Origin of the sequence: Pelosinus baikalensis (assembly GCF_020819555.1) — a bacterium.
GTDB lineage: Bacteria > Bacillota > Negativicutes > DSM-13327 > DSM-13327 > Pelosinus > Pelosinus baikalensis.
On record NZ_JAJHJB010000039.1, the window covers coordinates 14,798 to 32,479 of the forward strand.

Here is a 17,682-nt window from a genome sequence, read left to right on the forward strand (position 1 = left end):
AGTGTAGTTGTCGCACAAGGGTTTCACTTCTTTCTGTGCCTTGAGTGAAGCGAAAGGAATGGTTACAAAATGAAGAAATTAATTTCTATTTTTATAGCACTTCTGAGTCTGTTTTTTGGAATGAGTGTTACGTCTGCATTTTATCAATTAACAATATTTCCAAGAACAGGATATAGTTGGGTGGGAGATCCTATGCCGTATTACGACGGTAATAAATTTCAAGTATTTTATTTAGAAGATTTACGGGATGGCGATGTTGGATTTCATCCATGGAGTTTATTTACAACAAATAATTTCTACGACTATAAAAATGAAGGTGTTGTTATTCGATATTCTCAAAATGAATTTGCTCAAGATTCTGCATTAGGTACTGGGTCTGTAATGCAGGAGAAGGACGGATTATATCATGCTTTCTATACAGGATTTAACTGGAGGAAAGTACCAAAAGAAGCAATTATGCATGCTATCAGCAAGGATCTAATAAATTGGATCAAGATACCTGGGGATAAATTTTTTGCTTCAGCAAAATATTTACGCAATGATTTCAGAGATCCATATGTTTTTTATAATGATGATTATAAAGAGTATTGGATGCTTATAACAACTAGAACCAAAAATGATAAGGGCGTAATAGCACTATATACATCAAAGGATTTGAAAAATTGGGCTGATAACGGTGTATTTTTTGACAATGATATGGGAAATTCTGCCAATATGGAATGCCCTACCTTAATTAAATATGGGGAATATTGGTACCTGACTTTTTCTGACCAATGGCCAAATCGTGTTGTTCATTACAGAATTGCAAAGGATTCAAAGGGACCATTTACTAAACCTCAACTAGATTTTTTTGATAGCAATGGTTTTTATGCAGGAAAACTTGTAAAAGATTCTCAGAACCTTTATTTATGTGGATGGACACCGACAAAGGGAGGACATTCCGATAATAATAAAACTGACTGGGCAGGAAACCTGGTAGTACATCAAATTAAACAGAGGGAAAACGGAGAACTTTATCCAACACCAGTTGAACAGGTTGTTGAGAATTTAAATAATAACATTAAGCTAAAGCCAATCACTCAGACAGAAACAGTAACGGCTTCCAATGAGAAGTATACTTTTTCAGCAAAAGGCTATGAAGTGGTAACATTTCCTAAAATACAGGGAGTAAATAAGATAACGGGAAAAATAACTAAAAAATCAAAAGAAGGCATGTTTGGATTTATGTTTAATGTAGGAGAATACGATATTGCATCTTTGAATATTGCATTTAACCCTAAATCGAAAGAGGTCAAATTTTTTAATGTATCCACAGATAAAATTGCAACTGCAAAATCAGAGTTAACAGTTCCACTGGATGTTAATGATAATGAAAGTTTAAATTTTACGTTATTGATTGATGACTCAGTTGCAGTATTGTATATAAATGATAAAGTAGCGTTAAGTACACGCATGTACGCTTTACAAAATCATCAATGGGGGATTTTTTCCATAAATAGTGATGTAACATATGAAGACTTAAATCTAAGTAAGTTTTAACTGGGATTAGTTTCATTAAAAGAAATATATCTAAACAATTATGGTTGAAAATTACTTCGCCCACATGACCCCAAAACGCATCGTCTACGTATCCTGCAATACAGCTTCCCTAGCTAGAGATATTGCGATATTATCAGAATTTGGCTATGTCGCTAAAGAAATTCAACCAGTTGATATGTTCAGTGAAACAAGTAAGGTGCACTGTTGGGCGTTAAGAATCTGTGGTCTTAAGTTTTATGGGCATTTAATTTATTAGTAACAAACTGTTTTGGGAGATTGTTTCTTCAACAAAAGAATATACATCAAGCACCTATGATGAGCGCTTTTTCCATGATCCCTGTAGATTTAGTTTTTTTGATAACTGTTCTTGTTGTATTTGCTGAATAACTTAGTAGACTATCAAGTTATTCAGCATTTCCCAAATTTCAGCAGAACCATTTTTTCTTTGATGTAAATATTGTTCAATAAATTTACAGGAATGCTTATTATATGCACGACTGCACAGTCACTTCTAATAAGTATATAAGTAAAGTTTTTGGAATACAAACTTTGTTTTGTGAGACGTGATTTTGCATTAGGCAATGCTGTGGTGCTAGAAGACTTAGATTATAAAAGAGAAGTGCTAGATCGAGTTGTCGATAAATACACGCCGCATTTTTCAGGCAATAGACTTCAAGAAAATATGGTAAAGGGTACTGCTGTTATTGAAATCGATGTTACAGAATGTACAGGTAAATATTACAGGTAAAATAGTAAACCATTCCATCCTATTAGTTGTTAGTATGGGATGGTTTTTTGATGGAATTTTTATTTACATCAATGATATAGAACTAAAATGGCTGGGATATAGGCGAGAGGAAGTAATCGGCGTTTCTGCAGAAATAGGTCTAGTAAGCTGATGAAAGAAGGACAAATTGGTGAGATGGATATAGAAAAGCTTATTGTATGTATTGCAGGAAAAAAAGGACATTTAAGTGAAATACATAATTATAGGTCATATCAAGTGATAAGTCATGTTGAAATCGATACCGTAAACGATCGTCAAATGCAATGTGGTAGTAACATTTAGTGAAGGTGCTTAAGACTAAAGGAAGGAGTGAGCAGTGAGTTTAGTGATAGTAGCAGCCTTGTTGTTTTAGATCACCGATTAAACCATTTTGAAAGTAGGGATATGTATGTATATATCAATATACGATATAGCAATCGGAATTGTTTTTTTGATTGTAGTAGCGATTGGCATTTATTTGATTCATGTTATACGAAGAATATTGTTCATACTTGATGATGTTAAACGAATTCTCAATGCCAACGAGATGGGTTTAAAAGAAACAATATCATTATTGCCTACTGTATTAGAAAATGTCAATCAAATAGCAGCAAGTGTAAAGGAAACAGCTAGTCAGGCAAATGATGTGATGTATGATGTGAAAGTTGAGTGGGAAACGTTAATCATCTATGCAAAGACCGTTGGTCAGATTGTAAGAGCTATTTTCTTTAAAGGTAAATAAAATGGAAGTCTACATTTGGGCAATGCATAATTGTAGCAGCAAAAGAAATATGGACCTTAAAAAGAATTATCAGGATAAGGGAGGAAGAGAGTATGAATAAAGTTACGAGAACCGTTACGATTTTAATGCTTATTTTAGGTTTGACGGCTTCTGTAGTAAGTGCGGCGAGTAAGGAAGAAAAACGTGAATCTATACGAAGTTCAGCCCAGGAAACCTTGGATAAGCTTTATACGATTCATCCGGGTGCCAGACAAGCCGTTGAGAATGCTGTAGGATATGCTGTATTTCGTATTACTGACGTTAAAGTTGTCTTCTTAGGAGGCGGGGGTGGCAAAGGGGTGGCTATTCACAATACTACCAAGGAAGAAACCTTTATGAGAACAGGTGATGTACAGGTTGGATTTGGACTTGGCATAAAAAAATTTGATGTGGTTTTAGGATTCCAAACGCAAGAAGCGTATTTGGATTTTATCAATGACAGATGGGCCGTAGGTGGACAGGCTACCGTGGCAGCAACAGATAGTGTAAGCGGAGGATCTTTGGAAGGTGCTGTTTCGGCGGGTAAGGACACTTGGATGTATCAATTGACTGATAAGGGGCTGGAAGCCAGTTTGACCATCAGGGGAATTCGCTACTTTAAAGATAAAGATTTAAATTGAAATCGATAATCGTACTAGTGGGGTTAGTTTAAGAAGAAAATAGATGATAAGAACAAACTGCTTTTCTAAGATGGAAGTAAGCATCATTAGAGAAGCGGTTTTTATATTAAACTCATTTTTATGAAAATAAATGTATGTTTCTATACCTTTTGGTAGTCGTATAAATTTTCCAAATCCTTTATCCTATAGATAATAAACAGATTATAGTGCCATTTTATTGCCTGTTCATAAGAAAAGTAAAATTTTTAGTAAAGATATGGAAACATTGGAGGAATTCATTAATGAAAAAAGTAGCTAGTGCTGATCTGCAGCCGGGTATGATTGTAGCTGAAGCGATTTACTCTCTGAATGGAAAACAAATTTTGTTTCCAAAGGGAGGAACCTTAACGAATAAAACCATTCAGAATATAAAGAATTGGGATATTACTTATGTTAGAATCGAAAGCCATTCTGATACAGCGGCTGAGATCATAGAAGAAGGACCTGAAGAAGCCTCTTCTCCCTCTGAATTGCCCCCAATATTAATTAAAAAAGCAATGGATTTTGAGCAGACTTTGCAAGATTCTGTAGAGCAAGTAGATGCACTATTTAATAGTATCAGAAATAATAAGAAGATTGATATCAAACATTTTCATAAAATAGCGTCGGGAATTTTTGAGCATCTCATTTATCCATCAGAGGCAGTAAATCGTTTGTTATTTAGCTTAACGCCTCATAATTCATTAGCTTACCATTCGGTTATGGTGGCAGCTTTATCAGGCATGCTTGCGGAGTGGATGAATTTTTCTTCTAAGGATATTAAGGAAATTATCTTTGCAGGATTATTGCATGATGTGGGAAAAACCCAGCTTCCACTTGAATTATTTATTGATAAAGATTCTGTTACGGCACATTCGGAAAAGATACAAACTCATGTACTTTTAACTTTCAAATTATTGAAAGATAGTAGAGCCCTTTCCCCTACTATTTTAACAGCAATCGTTCAACATCATGAATATATGGATGGCAGCGGGTATCCTCAGCAATTATCTGGAGAAAATATTCATGTCTTCGCCCGAGTGATCGGAGTGGTGAATCATTTAAGCAACATGATAGCGGAATCGGAAAGCATTAATCCGTTTATGCTTTTGCAAGCAATTAAGCTGGAAATGTTCACAAAGCTAGACCCAACGGTATGTGATGTTTTTTCCCGTCGTATTAATGACTATCTGCTTAGTAGTTCTGTAATCCTAGAAGATGGACGCAAGGCAAAGGTAGCATTCTTGCCGAATGTAACGCCCACATATCCTATTTTGCAAGTTGATGATGAATTTATAGATATGATAAAAGATAAGGAAGTAAAAATTGTCGGGCTTGTCATATAATAGATATGACAAGTGATTAAAAGACCTCCTGGATGTAGAAGTGATTTTACATCCAGGAGGTCTTTTATTTTTATTGACTAACGCAATTGCGGCCATTTTCTTTGGCTCGATACAAGGCTTTATCTGCTAATTTAATGACTTCATCAGGGCTGATTTCTTTATGATTGGAGTCTGCTGCGCCGATGCTGACGGTAATACTTAGCTTTTTATTGGTATTTTTTTTGCGTTTACTATCCTGGCGCAATACAAATTTACTTTTTGCGATTTCCTCTCGCAGCACTTCTAAATAAGGGATTGCTTCACTGAGGTTTTTACCAGGGAATAATACCGTAAATTCCTCACCGCCGTATCGAAAGGTTTTACCACCTTTAAAGTTTTTCATAACCTTACCAATTAAGCGAAGGACATCGTCACCTGCATCATGCCCATAGGTGTCATTAAACTTTTTGAAAAAGTCGACGTCGACCATCGCAATGGTATAGTTGCTGCCAAGTTTAAGCATATCTTCGTTTAAGGAACGGCGCGAGGGTAAACCTGTTAGCTCGTCTAAATAGGCTTTAACATAATAGTCCTGAATCACCGACACGATGATCATTAATCCGGCAACAGCATAAAAGAAGGGAATTGCAATCTGGGCGGCATTAAAATGATGGGCAAAAGCGACAGCTGCTAAGACACCAAAAATAGTTGTTTTAAAGTGGGTATTATTTCTTCGACGTTTGATCAATAGTAAAACGCCTGACAGAAAAAAGGTAACTAGAGCAGCATCAGGAATGGGTGTTACAGGCATAAAAGAAAAAGCAAACAATTTTTTACTGATTTCATTGAAAAGCTCTCTATCTCCTGATAATACTAAACCCATAACAAAAACCACTTGAAGAAAAATGAATAAAAAGCATCTTTTTCCCCAGCTTGAAAAAATTCCTCGTTCTGACCAAGATGCAAAAAAGAGCAAATTTAAAGGAAGCAGCAGACTAACTGTTAAATAAATACCATGCAGGGCAACGGTTTTATCTAAATGTGTAGGAATCGGGATGGACATTCCTAACTGGCTTAAAAATAGAATCAATAAGATAAAAAATGCACGACTTCGGTTAAAACAGGAGGTAATTGCAATTCCGAAAAGAAGTATCATATAAGAGATGGTCGGTATGGCAGAGATAAAGGAACTTGGCAGATCATCAAGATGAAAGAATGCGATTCCGGCGATCAGTATAATTCCCAATGGAGTGGTGCGAATTGCAGACAGTATTCTGGTAGCAACAGCACTGCTATTTATTTGAGGCAAAATGGCCTTATTAATCGTAGGGTTCTTGCTAACTCTTTTTTTGTAGGTTCTTGGCATGGTTTCCTCCTAGGTAGACTGGATTTAGGGAAGAGTTGTCAAAAATAGTATTATAATGACTTAATATAGTTCGATAATAAAAAAGAATCTTCCTTCTACCTTTTGGTATAGAAGGAGACTTCTTGAAGCGTTTTTCTCATAAAAAAATATATATTCCTTTTTCAAAGAATATATATAAAGTATGATGAGTTTATACTATCCGGGGGTGAATCATGTTTTCGATTATTTCATTTACAGGCCCTAGTGGTTCAGGGAAGACAACGATACAAAAATATGTGGGCGCTGCCCCTATTATTACTTTTACCTCAAGAAAACCAAGAAAGAGCGAAGTTGATGGTGTACATTACCACTTTACTACTCGTGAAAACATACTTGGGATGAAAGAGAAGGGGGAGTTGCTGGAAGTTACCGAATATAGCGGAAATCTGTATGCATCCAATCTGAAGTCTATCCATGAAGTAGTAAAGAATCAGCAAACGAGGTCAATTGTAGTAGATGTTCATGGTGCCAGAGAATTGAAAAAGCACTTTAATGAAAGGGTTTTATTAGTAGGGGTTTTTGCTTCAAAAGATGAATGCAGGCAAAGAATCTATAGTCGGAGTGACAGTAATATTGAGAAAAGACTATATTCTTATGACGAAGATGTCAAGGGGATGTTAGAAATCTGTAATCTAGTAATTATTAATTCAGATGAAAATTGGCTGAAGAATAAAAAAATTCTTGATTTCTGGCGTAAAAGTTTCATTGAAATCAGCTAGGGGGTGGTCTGGTGCAAAAAGCGCCGTCAGTGAGCGTTTTGATAGTTTCTTGAAAACACACCCTAACAAGGCCTTATAAATACCCATCTAGCTACATGTGATAAAGGGGAGTGAGAAGCTTGCGTTTGCGCATGCCTTGTAGTGACCGTATTGGGTTAGTTCGCGATATTAGCATCATTCTGGAAGAACGCAAAATTAACATCGTAACCATTGAAGTGGAGCAAGGGGCTGTGTTTTTAGAGTGTCAAGGTGTGCTTCAAAAGGACGCGAAAGAACTGATTGAGGCGCTCGAAAGGGTAGCTGATGTACATAGTGTGGAGATAACCCGCTTTATGCCTTCAAAAGAACGGGTGGAACAGCTTGATGCTGTTTTAACTTCCGTCCGAGATGGAATTTTAGTAGTGAATTGTGATGGCAGTATTATTCAATGTAATGCTGCCGCTGCTCGCATCCTAAAGATTTCTTCAAGAACAATGATCGGACAATCCATCGAGAATTCCTCCTGGAATGCACTGGTGGCAGAGACGTTAAAAACGGGCTGCTCCTATAAAGATCAAGAAATGTTCGTTGAATGCATCAGCAGCTATTGTGTGATTAGTACCGTTCCTCTTAAGGATACTAATAATGAGGTAATTGGTGTCGTAACAGTGCTCCGTGATATTGGGGATGTCAGAGAACTGGTGAAAAAGATGACAGCGTCTCTGCCTGTCGATTTTGGTGATATTACCTGTGACAGTATGGTCATGAAAGAATTGATTCTGCAATCCCGCAGATATGCATTAAGTGATTCTACTGTTTTGATTCGGGGAGAGACGGGAACTGGCAAGGAACTTTTTGCAAGGGCACTGCATAGCGGCTCTGCAAGATCCCAAGGTACTTTCGTGCCGATTAATTGTGCAGCGATTCCAGAAACCTTAATGGAGAGTGAACTATTTGGCTACGAAGAGGGAGCTTTTACGGGAGCAGTCAAGGGGGGGAAGCCAGGACTCTTTGAATTATCCAATGGTGGTACTCTATTCTTAGATGAAATAGGAGAAATGTCAGTGCATTTGCAGGTGAAATTACTGAGGGTACTTCAGGAACGGCGAGTACGACGTTTGGGCAGTTCTCGTGAAGTTGCGGTAGATGTACGTGTCATAACGGCTACCAATCGAAATTTGGAGGATATGGTGGTTCGTGGAGCATTTCGGGAAGATTTATATTACCGCTTAAATGTGATTCCTCTTACGATTCCTCCTTTGCGGGAGCGCCCAGAAGATATTGGTTTATTAGCTGAGTATTTTCTACAGCGTTTTGCGGATAAAATGCGTCGTCCAGTGAATGGTTTTAGTAAAGAGGCATTAGAACGGCTAGAGCAGTATAACTGGCCTGGTAATGTACGGGAACTGGAAAATGTTATTGAGCGGGCAGTAAATCTAGTAGAGGGTTCTAAGGTTCGTCCGGAACACATCTGTCTGGGGAGAATCGCAGCGACAGCCAATCCCTTATCAACCATACAATTTGAGACCTATCAGAGCTTAAAAGAACGTTTGGCTGAGGCAGAACGTGCTATTTTAAAAGAAACGCTAAGACGATACCGTTCTTCCCGGCGAGTTGGCTCTGTCTTGGATTTATCTCACACGGCGGTATTAAAGAAGCTGCGGAAATATAATTTAGCCAATGAATAAATCATTTTAACATCCCCTTTCGCATTTTATACGGCTTAGGATAAGCAAACGGAAACTTTTTGCACTATTGGAAACTTTCTTACAATAAAAGATTGCCAAATCATAGAATCTTGAGTGTCCAATCTAAGTACAATCGTACTTGAAGACTTGGCACACTTTTTGCATTTAACTATAGTGGGCTTACCGCTATTTTAGAGTAAGAAAGAGCAAAGATGCAGTCACTAAAAAAATGAAATGATTTCAAGGGGGATGATTGGATTATGGAGCGTAAATTTATGGCAGAACCGTACAAGACCAAGATGGTGGAAACCATTCGAATGACGACTCGAAAAGAACGAGAAGCGGCAATTGAACGTGCCGGGTATAATACATTCTTATTAAATTCCAAGGAATGTTATATTGATTTATTGACTGACAGCGGCACCAATGCAATGAGTGACAATCAATGGGCTGGCATGATGCTTGGAGATGAAGCCTATGCCGGCAGTGTTAATTTCTTTGAATTAGAAAAAACAGTTCGTGAAGTGTATGGTTTTAAATATGTGGTACCTACTCACCAAGGGCGGGGTGCAGAAAATATTTTATCGCAAATAGCAATTAAGCCTGGTGACTATGTTCCTGGAAATATGTATTTTACCACTACTCGTGCTCATCAAGAATTAAATGGTGCTACCTTTGTGGATGTGATTGTCGATGCAGCTCATGATTCGCAGAATGAAGATCCTTTCAAGGGCAATGTGGATCTGAAGAAACTGCAAGATCTAATCGATCGGGTAGGCGGTGACAAGATTCCCTATATCTGCGTAGCGGTAACGGTAAATTTAGCAGGCGGTCAGCCAGTCAGTATGGAAAACATTCGTGCAGTACGAGAGCTTACCAAAAAACATGGCATAAAAATTATGTTTGACGCTACTCGCTGTATCGAAAATTCGTACTTTATTAAAGAAAGAGAAGAAGCGTATAAAGATAAATCCATCGGAGAAATTGTAAAAGAAATGTTCAACTATGGTGATGGCGCTACCATGAGCGGTAAAAAAGACTGCCTAGTAAACATTGGCGGATTCTTGGCGCTAAATGATGAAGACCTATTTCAAAAAGCCACGCAGCTGGTTGTACTATTCGAAGGAATGCCCAGTTATGGCGGTCTGGCTGGTCGGGATATGGAAGCAATGGCTCGTGGTATACGGGAATCCATCGATTATTACTATATTAAACACCGTGTAGAACAAGTTCGCTATTTAGGTGAGAAATTAGATCAGGCTGGCGTACCCATTGTAAAGCCAATTGGCGGTCATGCAGTATTCCTTGACGCGAAGCGATTTTTGCCCCATATTCCTCAGGATCAATTTCCTGCTCAAGCATTGGCTGCTCAGCTTTACATTCTTTCGGGAGTACGCTCTATGGAACGAGGGATTATATCAGCAGGGCGGGATGCTAAAACAGGGAATCACTACTATCCGAAATTAGAGCTCGTGCGCTTAACCATTCCTCGCCGTGTGTATAGCTACGCTCATATGGATGTAGTCGCGGATTCCGTAATTGAACTTTATCAAAATCGTAATCAAATTGCTGGATTAGAGATGATTTATGAACCACCGGTATTACGTTTCTTTACTGCTCGTTTTAAACCCTTTGCATAATGAATAGAAATTAATTGAGTCCTTTTCATAGCTCTATTTGAAAAAGTATTACTTTTCCAAATAGAGCTAATTTTAGGATGAAAAAGAAATGCAGGAAAGTATCAATAAAACTGGAAGTAATACCTCTTGGAAGAATTTTATTTTAGTAGGAGGATGACCAATGGATATTTTTCGCACGAAAAGCATTACGATAATGGAACACGAAGCCAAGACACATTCTCTTAAAAAGACTATGGGAGCCGTAGATATTATATTAATTGGGATCGGCGTAATTATTGGTACAGGGATTTTTGTTTTAACTGGTGTAGCAGCTGCTAAATATGCTGGACCTGGTATTATGCTATCCTTTGTTATATCGGGTATTACTTGTGCCTTTGTATGTCTTGCCTATGCAGAACTTGCTTCCATGGTTCCAATTGCTGGCAGTGCCTATACTTACACCTATATGGCTTTAGGTGAAGGAATTGCCTGGCTGGTTGGCTGGAATCTGGTATTGGAGTATTCTGTAGGAGCCAGTGCCGTTGCGGGTGGGTGGTCCGCTTATACCGTTGGGCTGCTCAAATCAGGGGGAATTGATATACCCTTGGCATTAACAGCGGTTCCGGCAGATGGAGGTATTGTCAATTTGCCCGCCGTTTTAGTCACGTTGTTTATGACGTTTTTATTAGTGCTTGGCGTCAAAGAAAGTGTGACAGTAAATCGGGTATTGGTGGCTATAAAACTGGGTGCGATTTTTATATTTTTGCTAATGGCTGGCCCCAAGGTGGATGTTGTGAATTGGACGCCGTTTATGCCTTTTGGTTTTGCTGGTGTTTCTGCTGGAGCGGCAGTTATATTCTTTGCCTATCTTGGTGTTGATTCGATTGCTACTGCTGCCGAAGAAACCCGTAATCCTAAGCGGGATATGCCTATTGGGATTATAGGATCCTTAGCCGTATGTACTGTTTTATACATTGCTGTAGCTGCCGTTATGACAGGAGTCGTGCCCTATTATCAATTAAATAATGCAGAACCGGTAGCTTATGTTCTGCGAGCTCTTGGTTATAATTTTGGTTCGGCATTAGTTGGAACGGGGGCAATCTGCGGACTTTCTACGGTATTATTAGTTATGATGTATGCACAAACCAGGGTATTTTTCACCATGTCTCGGGATGGACTCATCCCATCGGTTCTTGGAAAAATTCATGAGAAATATCGGACTCCTCATGTAATTACCATCATAGTGGGTGTTGGTGTTGCCCTCATCAGCGGTTTCACCCCGATTGGCATTGTTGCTGAGATGTGTAGCATTGGTACGTTGTTTGCCTTTGTCATAGCCACGATTGGAGTCGTTGTTCTTCGTAAAACCAAGCCGGATATGGAACGTCCATTCCGCTGTCCCGCAGTAAATATTGTTGTTACATTAGCAGTACTTTGTTGTTTTTATATCATGTATAATTTGGCCTTTGCAACTTGGATTCGGTTCTTTATCTGGAGTGCGATTGGTTTAGTCATTTATGGGATGTATGGTTATTCTCATAGTAACTTACATGAGAATAACAAACCAAATCAAAAGTAAGTAGAGTGATTTTATAGTTTGCTTGTAAGCTGTTATGTAGTATTTTTCAATGTAGATAATAAATTAATCAATCAATATTTATAAGCTCAGTTTTGCGATAGGCAGAACTGAGCTTTATGTTTTGTAGCAGTCTTTTAGTAGCTCTTTTCCTATCATTTGCATACACTGTCATAGTACTGAATTTAGAGGGGGAAGTTTAATGTTTGAACTGACTTCTTTACATTGGATTTTCACTAGTTTTATTCTTTTGATAATCCTTACCATGACAATGCGCAGAGATACAAGTCTAATCTGCATTATTGGGATATTCTTAATGGGCTATGTGGCAACAGGAACATTGAATCAAGCTGTTATTGGGATATTTAATAGCTTTGTTTATGCAATCAATGAACTGTCAGGTACGATTTTGATTATTTCTCTCATCGTAGCTATGAGTAAAGCCCTGCTTCATGCAGGGGTCAACGAAATTATGGTAGAGCCTTTTGCAAGGATCATTCGCACTCCTGGTATGGCATATTGGCTCATTGGATTGTTCATGATGATCATTTCCTTCTTTTTTTGGCCTTCACCAGCAGCAGCACTTATGGGTGCTGTATTGCTGCCAGTCAGTCGTCGGGTAGGCTTACCAGCTATGGGGGTTGCAGTTGCTATGAACTTGTTTGGACATGGAATTGCTCTATCCGGGGATTTGGTGATTCAAGGCGCACCGAAATTGACAGCTGCAGCCGCAGGTATTCCAGTCCAGGAGGTAGTAAGTGCAAGTATCCCCTTATTGATTGTAATGGGAGTGGTAACGGTAAGTGCTGCTTATTGGTTATTAAAAAGAGATATGGCTCTTGGGAAGTTAACGGTAGAAAATGAAACGGTTGTAGTAAGTGATCCTAATGAGCAAGAAGATCTGCTTATTCATACTTCCCTTTCTGCTAAAACTAAAGGATGGATTGCAGCTATGGTGCCGATCCTCTTTGGCTTGGATGTGGCCGCACTATATGCTTTTAATTTACGAGGATCAGATGCAACGGCTTTGATTGGCGGAACCTCTATATTCATTATGATTATCATATCTCTTGTAGCTCATCGCAATAATGGCATTGAAAAAACGACTTTCTATTTGCTAGAGGGATTGAAGTTTGGCATCACGGTATTTGGGCCGATTATTCCCATCGCTGCATTTTTCTACTTGGGTGATAGTGGCTTTATTTCTATATTTGGCAAGATTCTGCCTTTAGGATCACAAGGATTAGTCAATGATTTAGGTTTAGCTATGGCTCAAATGGTTTCCATCAGTCCGACAATTGGGGCATTTACGATCATGATTGTGGGGATTATAACAGGTCTCGATGGCTCTGGATTTTCAGGTATATCCCTCGTTGGGTCTCTAGCGAAGCTTTTTTCCGTTTCGATTGGTTCAGGTATAGGAACTCTGACTGCATTAGGGCAAATTGCTGCAGTTTTTACTGGCGGGGGCACTTTAATTCCTTGGAGTGTAATCGCCGCTGCGGCCATTTGTAATGTGAGTCCTTTCGAATTAGCACGGCGTAATTTGCTGCCAGTAATGATTGGCCTCTTTGTAACAACAATCGTTGCCATCTTCTTAATTTGATTTTAAAGGTTTTTCTCTACGAACCACAAAGGCACAATGCCGCCGCTCGCGGCACACAAAGGAGAACACAAAAAGATATAAATAAGTCCTTTGTTTCTTGTTTAGAGGGAACGTTGAACGCAAAGGACACAGAGGTTTTTAACCCTAATTATATCTATTCTCAGTGTTCTCTGCGCCTCTGTGGTTCATTTATGTTTTAAGGATGTGCAGCATTTTTTTTTGCAGCTCTTCTAAAATTGGAATTGAATACAAAAATATGATATAGTTTTCTATAGCATTATGTCAGTAGCGTTAGGAGGGATTGTTATCGATAGCCAAGACCATTCAAAAGATATTAGCAGAATGGTGCAAAAAGATAAAGTTGAGCAGGCCTTATTAGTGGGGCTGCATGGAGCACCTGAATTAAAATATGATGAAAAGGTACAGTATTTGGGGGAATTTAGAGAACGAATCATAAAGAAATTAACCACAGAGCAAGTACGAGAAAAAGGGATTTATTCAGAAATCCTTCAGGCTCTTAAGGACCCAAGAGCGGACAAGCTGATCATCAACGGAAACATAGACTATCGGGTTATTGAAAAATATAAATCCTTGGCAGTGCGTTGCAAGAAAATAAGTTCTGTGCGTAGTGATCCTAGTTTCCGGGGCGATACAGGACTCATCGTGATCAGTGATGAGGCTGTAGATATACAGGATATTGAAGTGGAAGACAGGAGCAGCCGATTAAGTCGTTTGGGAATACCGCCAGCAATCATTGCAGCAGCTGGGCAAAAAATATGTAAGGATTGTATGGAGCAGATCGCCGAAGCAGATGAAAATGAAACGATTAATTACCGGCAGTTGACATGGATAGACCGCTTAACTGGTGACATCTGCCCAGGGCATAAATAAAATAAGTAACTATAGAAATATAGCTATTCGCGATTTTGGCGGAGAGTTTTATTTCTATTAAATCCGTTACTTTTTTCACAAAAAAGGATTGTTTTTGCATTAAGGGTACGATATACTAGCAATATACATAAACTGAAAAATCAGAAAAGGCGGGGATGTACATGTGGGGGAAAGAAATTGATTTAGCACAAATTGTTGAAATCCGTACTAAAACAACCGTATATTTTGGTATTGGCGCCATTACTAAAATGACCGACATTGCAAAAACTTTATCTGAAAAAGGAATTAGTAAGGTGGTCGTGGTTACTGGCAGGGGATCTCACATCAAATCTGGTGCTTGGGAGCATGTGAAAAAAGCATTGGATGCCGTCAATATCCTGCCAATGTTGTATAGTAAAGTCACATCCAATCCAACCGTTGATCAAGTTGATGAAGCGGCAAATGCAGCACTGGAATTTGGAGCACAAGCTGTTATCGCCATTGGTGGCGGCAGCCCCATTGACGCAGGAAAGAGTGTGGCTGCTTTAGTAGCCAATCCAGGTAAAACTGCACGAGAGTTATATGAATATACTTTTTTGCCAGAAAAGGCAGTACCGATTATTGCCATTAATTTGACGCATGGAACTGGAACGGAAGCCAATCGCTTTGCTGTTGTCAGTATACCGGAGAAAGAGTATAAGCCAGTCCTTGCCTATGAATGCTTGTATCCTCTATATTCTATTGATGATCCGGCACTTATGACTACTTTGCCGCCAGAACAGACTGCTTATGTATCCATTGATGCTGTCAATCATGCCATTGAAGCAGCTACCACGAAGCTGGGGAATATATATGCTGTAACGTTGGCTCGCGAAGTAATCTCACTTGTTACCCGTTACTTGCCATTGGCACAAGAAGATCCAAAGAATTTGGAAGCTCGCTATTATTTATTATACGCTTCGATGATTGCAGGGGCTTCTTTTGACAATGGATTGCTGCACTTTACCCATGCCATGGAGCATCCTCTTAGCGGTATCAAAGCTGATTTGCCTCATGGGTCGGGCTTGTCAGTATTATTGCCTGCAGTAGTAAAACATATCTATCCGGCTAAAGCCGCCATTTTGGCGGATATCTTGGCACCAATTGTGCCTGGTTTAAAAGGGGAAGCAACGGAAGCAGAGGCAGTATATATTGGTTTAAAACAGTGGCTTAAGAAACATGGCATGAAGCAAAGCTTACGAGAAGAAGGCTTTGTTGACAGTGATGTAGCCCGATTGACAGACCTTGCTTTTAAAACTCCTAGTTTGGAACTGCTTTTAAGTATGGCGCCAATTGAAGCAAGTCGGGAAACGGTTGCTGCCATTTATCTGGATTCGTTATAAGCAAATTGAAATAGAAACTTTCATTATGGTAAATTTGCATCCTATCGATTCCAAAATGTAATAAATAAAATTTATAGACTTGTGCATAGTAAAATAAAGTGTTACTATGTAAGTAGTTACCAATATGAATGTTATAAAATTCCATACGTTGAGATAGGTGCCCCAAGGGGCTTAATAGGGAAGTCCGGTCTAATGCCGGCGCGGTCCCGCCACTGTAATGAGGAGTGAACCCAAGGTATACCACTGAGACAACTGTCTTGGGAAGGTTTGGGTAAACAATGATCCAGAGCCAGGAGAACTGCCTATTTGACAATCACCGTTTTTACCCACGAGAGATGGGGAGGGGATTAAGTGCACAGCAAATGTTGTATTGTACTTATATCCTAGCGCAATTTTTCGCTAGGATTTTCTATAAGTATTGCTATGATGCTCTTAATTGTTTCTCCCGACCAGCAGTGGTCGGGAGATTTTTTACTTGTTATGTGACTGTTTCGTATCTGGTTACGGAATAGCTAACATATGATCCAAACTTTCATTATCCTTTGCTATGTTGTGAGTTGTTTTGGGAAGGACAGCTAAGTTCCGTGAAAACGGAACTTTTTTTTATCGTATAAGAAAGATCAGGTCAACAATATTTGCATGACGGTATTCAGTTATTTGTTTTATCAATGGGCTCACAGGGAGCGTTAGTAGGTCATAATGGAGAAATTTTTAAAGTGTCTCCACCTATTGTAGAGGCAATTAATTCTGTTGGCTGTGGTGATGCTCTTGTTGCTGGATTTGCCATAGGGATAGCAAGGGGAATGAGAATAACGGACATGATCAAATTAGCTACGGCTACTGCTGCATCTAATGCTTTGCATCATGGAGCAGGAATAATAAATAAGGTTGAAGTAGAAGATTTAATAAAAAAAGTAAAAGTTCATAAATTGATGTAAATGCTTTAAATAAATTAAAAAAAGGCAAGATAATAAACTGTATAGATTATGTATGTGGGAATATCTGAAACGACGCGCATGCTTAGAGCCCTCCAGCTGTTAATTCATCTGTAGGGCTTTCTTGGATTCTGCTGCATATCTTCTTGAAAAAATTTATGCTGCGAAAAACATAAAGTATAATGAAGGAGTTTCTTCAAATAATAGCTAAATAGGAGAATAAGATTTTGTTGCAGCATTATGATAGTCTTCTATCATTTTAATAAAGAAGAGGGGGAAATATATGCGCTTGGAAAAAGAAAATTCTCAATTTTTGATGGTGGATGTGCAAGAAAAACTGTTTCCTTATATTGTTGGCGGTGAGATTATAGCTAAAAAAATAATGACTCTTATAGAAGGATTAAAAGCATTAGAGGTTCCGATCATGGCTGCTCAGCAATATCCAAAAGGATTGGGAAATACCATTGAACAATTGCGTCCATATTTTTCAGAATACCATGACAAAACGACATTTAGTTGTTGCGGCAATGAGGCGTTAGTCAAGGAACTTCATGAGCGGGACAGTAAAAATGTTATCATTGCAGGGATTGAAGCTCATATTTGTGTACTGCAAACGGTAATTGATTTGAAAGAGTTTGGTTTTCAGCCGATTGTGGTGGCAGATGCAATAGGTTCCCGTACCAGAAGTGATTATGAAATCGCATTGGAAAGAATGAAATATGAAGGGGCCATTCTTACCACCGTAGAATCCGTTCTATTTGAGCTTTGTTATCAAGCTGGCTCTGATGCATTTAGGACGATTTCGCGACTAGTAAAGTAATAAATCATGAAAGAAAATGCCTATTTCCCAGTAT

16 protein-coding genes, 1 pseudogene and 1 riboswitch are annotated in these 17,682 nt (G+C 38.7%); of the genes and pseudogenes, 16 read left to right on the forward strand and 1 reads right to left on the reverse strand.

Annotated elements, in window-relative coordinates; genetic code table 11:
• The first annotated feature begins 69 nt into the window (after positions 1-69).
• The 7 genes and pseudogenes from LMF89_RS20390 to LMF89_RS20420 all read left to right on the forward strand — a co-directional run bounded on the left by LMF89_RS20390 (position 70) and on the right by LMF89_RS20420 (position 5,070).
• Positions 70-1,539 carry a glycoside hydrolase family 32 protein gene (locus LMF89_RS20390; protein WP_229536683.1) on the forward strand — a complete coding sequence of 490 codons (1,470 nt, stop codon included), beginning with the start codon at positions 70-72 and terminating at the stop codon, positions 1,537-1,539.
• Positions 1,540-1,594: 55 nt separating this feature from the next.
• Positions 1,595-1,795, forward strand: a pseudogene (locus LMF89_RS20395) (hypothetical protein); the annotation flags it as partial.
• 300 nt (positions 1,796-2,095) lie between these two features.
• Entirely contained in the window at positions 2,096-2,287 is a 192-nt protein-coding gene (locus tag LMF89_RS20400) for a hypothetical protein (RefSeq protein WP_229536684.1), read from the forward strand.
• Positions 2,244-2,438, forward strand: coding sequence for a PAS domain-containing protein (locus tag LMF89_RS20405; RefSeq protein ID WP_229536685.1), 195 nt, complete (start codon positions 2,244-2,246; stop codon positions 2,436-2,438). Before LMF89_RS20400 ends, LMF89_RS20405 begins: the two co-directional genes overlap by 44 nt.
• Positions 2,439-2,714: 276 nt before the next feature.
• Entirely contained in the window at positions 2,715-3,047 is a 333-nt protein-coding gene (locus LMF89_RS20410; RefSeq protein WP_229536686.1) for a hypothetical protein, read from the forward strand.
• 92 nt (positions 3,048-3,139) lie between these two features.
• Positions 3,140-3,706 carry a lipid-binding SYLF domain-containing protein gene (locus LMF89_RS20415; RefSeq protein ID WP_229536687.1) on the forward strand — a complete coding sequence of 189 codons (567 nt, stop codon included), beginning with the start codon at positions 3,140-3,142 and terminating at the stop codon, positions 3,704-3,706.
• Between the two features lie 281 nt (positions 3,707-3,987).
• Positions 3,988-5,070 (forward strand): cyclic di-GMP phosphodiesterase, encoded by a 1,083-nt coding sequence (locus tag LMF89_RS20420; protein ID WP_229536688.1) that lies wholly within the window; start codon positions 3,988-3,990, stop codon positions 5,068-5,070.
• Positions 5,071-5,140: 70 nt separating this feature from the next.
• On the opposite strand, the gene LMF89_RS20425 is transcribed toward LMF89_RS20420, so the two are convergent.
• Positions 5,141-6,415 carry a GGDEF domain-containing protein gene (locus LMF89_RS20425; RefSeq protein ID WP_229536689.1) on the reverse strand — a complete coding sequence of 425 codons (1,275 nt, stop codon included), beginning with the start codon at positions 6,413-6,415 and terminating at the stop codon, positions 5,141-5,143.
• Positions 6,416-6,627: 212 nt separating this feature from the next.
• Here LMF89_RS20425 and LMF89_RS20430 point away from each other — a divergent pair, with 212 nt between their 5' ends.
• From LMF89_RS20430 to LMF89_RS20470, 9 genes are all read left to right on the forward strand, one after another.
• Positions 6,628-7,173 (forward strand): guanylate kinase, encoded by a 546-nt coding sequence (locus tag LMF89_RS20430; RefSeq protein WP_229536690.1) that lies wholly within the window; start codon positions 6,628-6,630, stop codon positions 7,171-7,173.
• Between the two features lie 119 nt (positions 7,174-7,292).
• Complete coding sequence (locus LMF89_RS20435; RefSeq protein ID WP_007960630.1) at positions 7,293-8,840, forward strand: sigma 54-interacting transcriptional regulator; 1,548 nt, start codon at positions 7,293-7,295, stop codon at positions 8,838-8,840.
• 260 nt (positions 8,841-9,100) lie between these two features.
• Positions 9,101-10,480: a tyrosine phenol-lyase gene (locus LMF89_RS20440; protein ID WP_229536691.1), complete on the forward strand. Its 1,380-nt coding sequence runs from the start codon at positions 9,101-9,103 to the stop codon at positions 10,478-10,480.
• Between the two features lie 160 nt (positions 10,481-10,640).
• Positions 10,641-12,038 carry an amino acid permease gene (locus tag LMF89_RS20445; protein WP_229536692.1) on the forward strand — a complete coding sequence of 466 codons (1,398 nt, stop codon included), beginning with the start codon at positions 10,641-10,643 and terminating at the stop codon, positions 12,036-12,038.
• A 199-nt stretch (positions 12,039-12,237) separates the two neighbouring features.
• Positions 12,238-13,641, forward strand: a complete 1,404-nt coding sequence (locus LMF89_RS20450; RefSeq protein WP_229536693.1) for a hypothetical protein — start codon at positions 12,238-12,240, stop codon at positions 13,639-13,641.
• Positions 13,642-13,920: 279 nt separating this feature from the next.
• On the forward strand, positions 13,921-14,532 hold the full coding sequence (locus LMF89_RS20455) for a YueI family protein (protein WP_229536694.1): 612 nt from the start codon (positions 13,921-13,923) through the stop codon (positions 14,530-14,532).
• A 161-nt stretch (positions 14,533-14,693) separates the two neighbouring features.
• Positions 14,694-15,893 carry an iron-containing alcohol dehydrogenase gene (locus tag LMF89_RS20460; protein WP_229536695.1) on the forward strand — a complete coding sequence of 400 codons (1,200 nt, stop codon included), beginning with the start codon at positions 14,694-14,696 and terminating at the stop codon, positions 15,891-15,893.
• A gap of 138 nt (positions 15,894-16,031) precedes the next feature.
• A riboswitch (cobalamin riboswitch) is annotated at positions 16,032-16,213 on the forward strand.
• A gap of 315 nt (positions 16,214-16,528) precedes the next feature.
• Positions 16,529-16,831, forward strand: coding sequence for a PfkB family carbohydrate kinase (locus tag LMF89_RS20465; RefSeq protein ID WP_229536696.1), 303 nt, complete (start codon positions 16,529-16,531; stop codon positions 16,829-16,831).
• 280 nt (positions 16,832-17,111) lie between these two features.
• Positions 17,112-17,648 carry a hydrolase gene (locus LMF89_RS20470; RefSeq protein WP_229536697.1) on the forward strand — a complete coding sequence of 179 codons (537 nt, stop codon included), beginning with the start codon at positions 17,112-17,114 and terminating at the stop codon, positions 17,646-17,648.
• Positions 17,649-17,682 lie beyond the last annotated feature (34 nt).

Excerpts from the sequence above, each read along its gene's own strand:
- LMF89_RS20450 (WP_229536693.1), top strand. The coding sequence starts at position 12,238 with ATGTTTGAACTGACTTCTTTACATTGGATTTTCACTAGTTTTATTCTT.
- LMF89_RS20460 (WP_229536695.1), top strand. The coding sequence starts at position 14,694 with ATGTGGGGGAAAGAAATTGATTTAGCACAAATTGTTGAAATCCGTACT.
- LMF89_RS20420 (WP_229536688.1), top strand. The coding sequence starts at position 3,988 with ATGAAAAAAGTAGCTAGTGCTGATCTGCAGCCGGGTATGATTGTAGCT.
- LMF89_RS20425 (WP_229536689.1), bottom strand. The coding sequence starts at position 6,415 with ATGCCAAGAACCTACAAAAAAAGAGTTAGCAAGAACCCTACGATTAAT.
- LMF89_RS20440 (WP_229536691.1), top strand. The coding sequence starts at position 9,101 with ATGGAGCGTAAATTTATGGCAGAACCGTACAAGACCAAGATGGTGGAA.
- LMF89_RS20455 (WP_229536694.1), top strand. The coding sequence starts at position 13,921 with ATGTCAGTAGCGTTAGGAGGGATTGTTATCGATAGCCAAGACCATTCA.
- LMF89_RS20430 (WP_229536690.1), top strand. The coding sequence starts at position 6,628 with ATGTTTTCGATTATTTCATTTACAGGCCCTAGTGGTTCAGGGAAGACA.
- LMF89_RS20445 (WP_229536692.1), top strand. The coding sequence starts at position 10,641 with ATGGATATTTTTCGCACGAAAAGCATTACGATAATGGAACACGAAGCC.
- LMF89_RS20410 (WP_229536686.1), top strand. The coding sequence starts at position 2,715 with ATGTATATATCAATATACGATATAGCAATCGGAATTGTTTTTTTGATT.
- LMF89_RS20470 (WP_229536697.1), top strand. The coding sequence starts at position 17,112 with ATGCGCTTGGAAAAAGAAAATTCTCAATTTTTGATGGTGGATGTGCAA.
- LMF89_RS20415 (WP_229536687.1), top strand. The coding sequence starts at position 3,140 with ATGAATAAAGTTACGAGAACCGTTACGATTTTAATGCTTATTTTAGGT.
- LMF89_RS20390 (WP_229536683.1), top strand. The coding sequence starts at position 70 with ATGAAGAAATTAATTTCTATTTTTATAGCACTTCTGAGTCTGTTTTTT.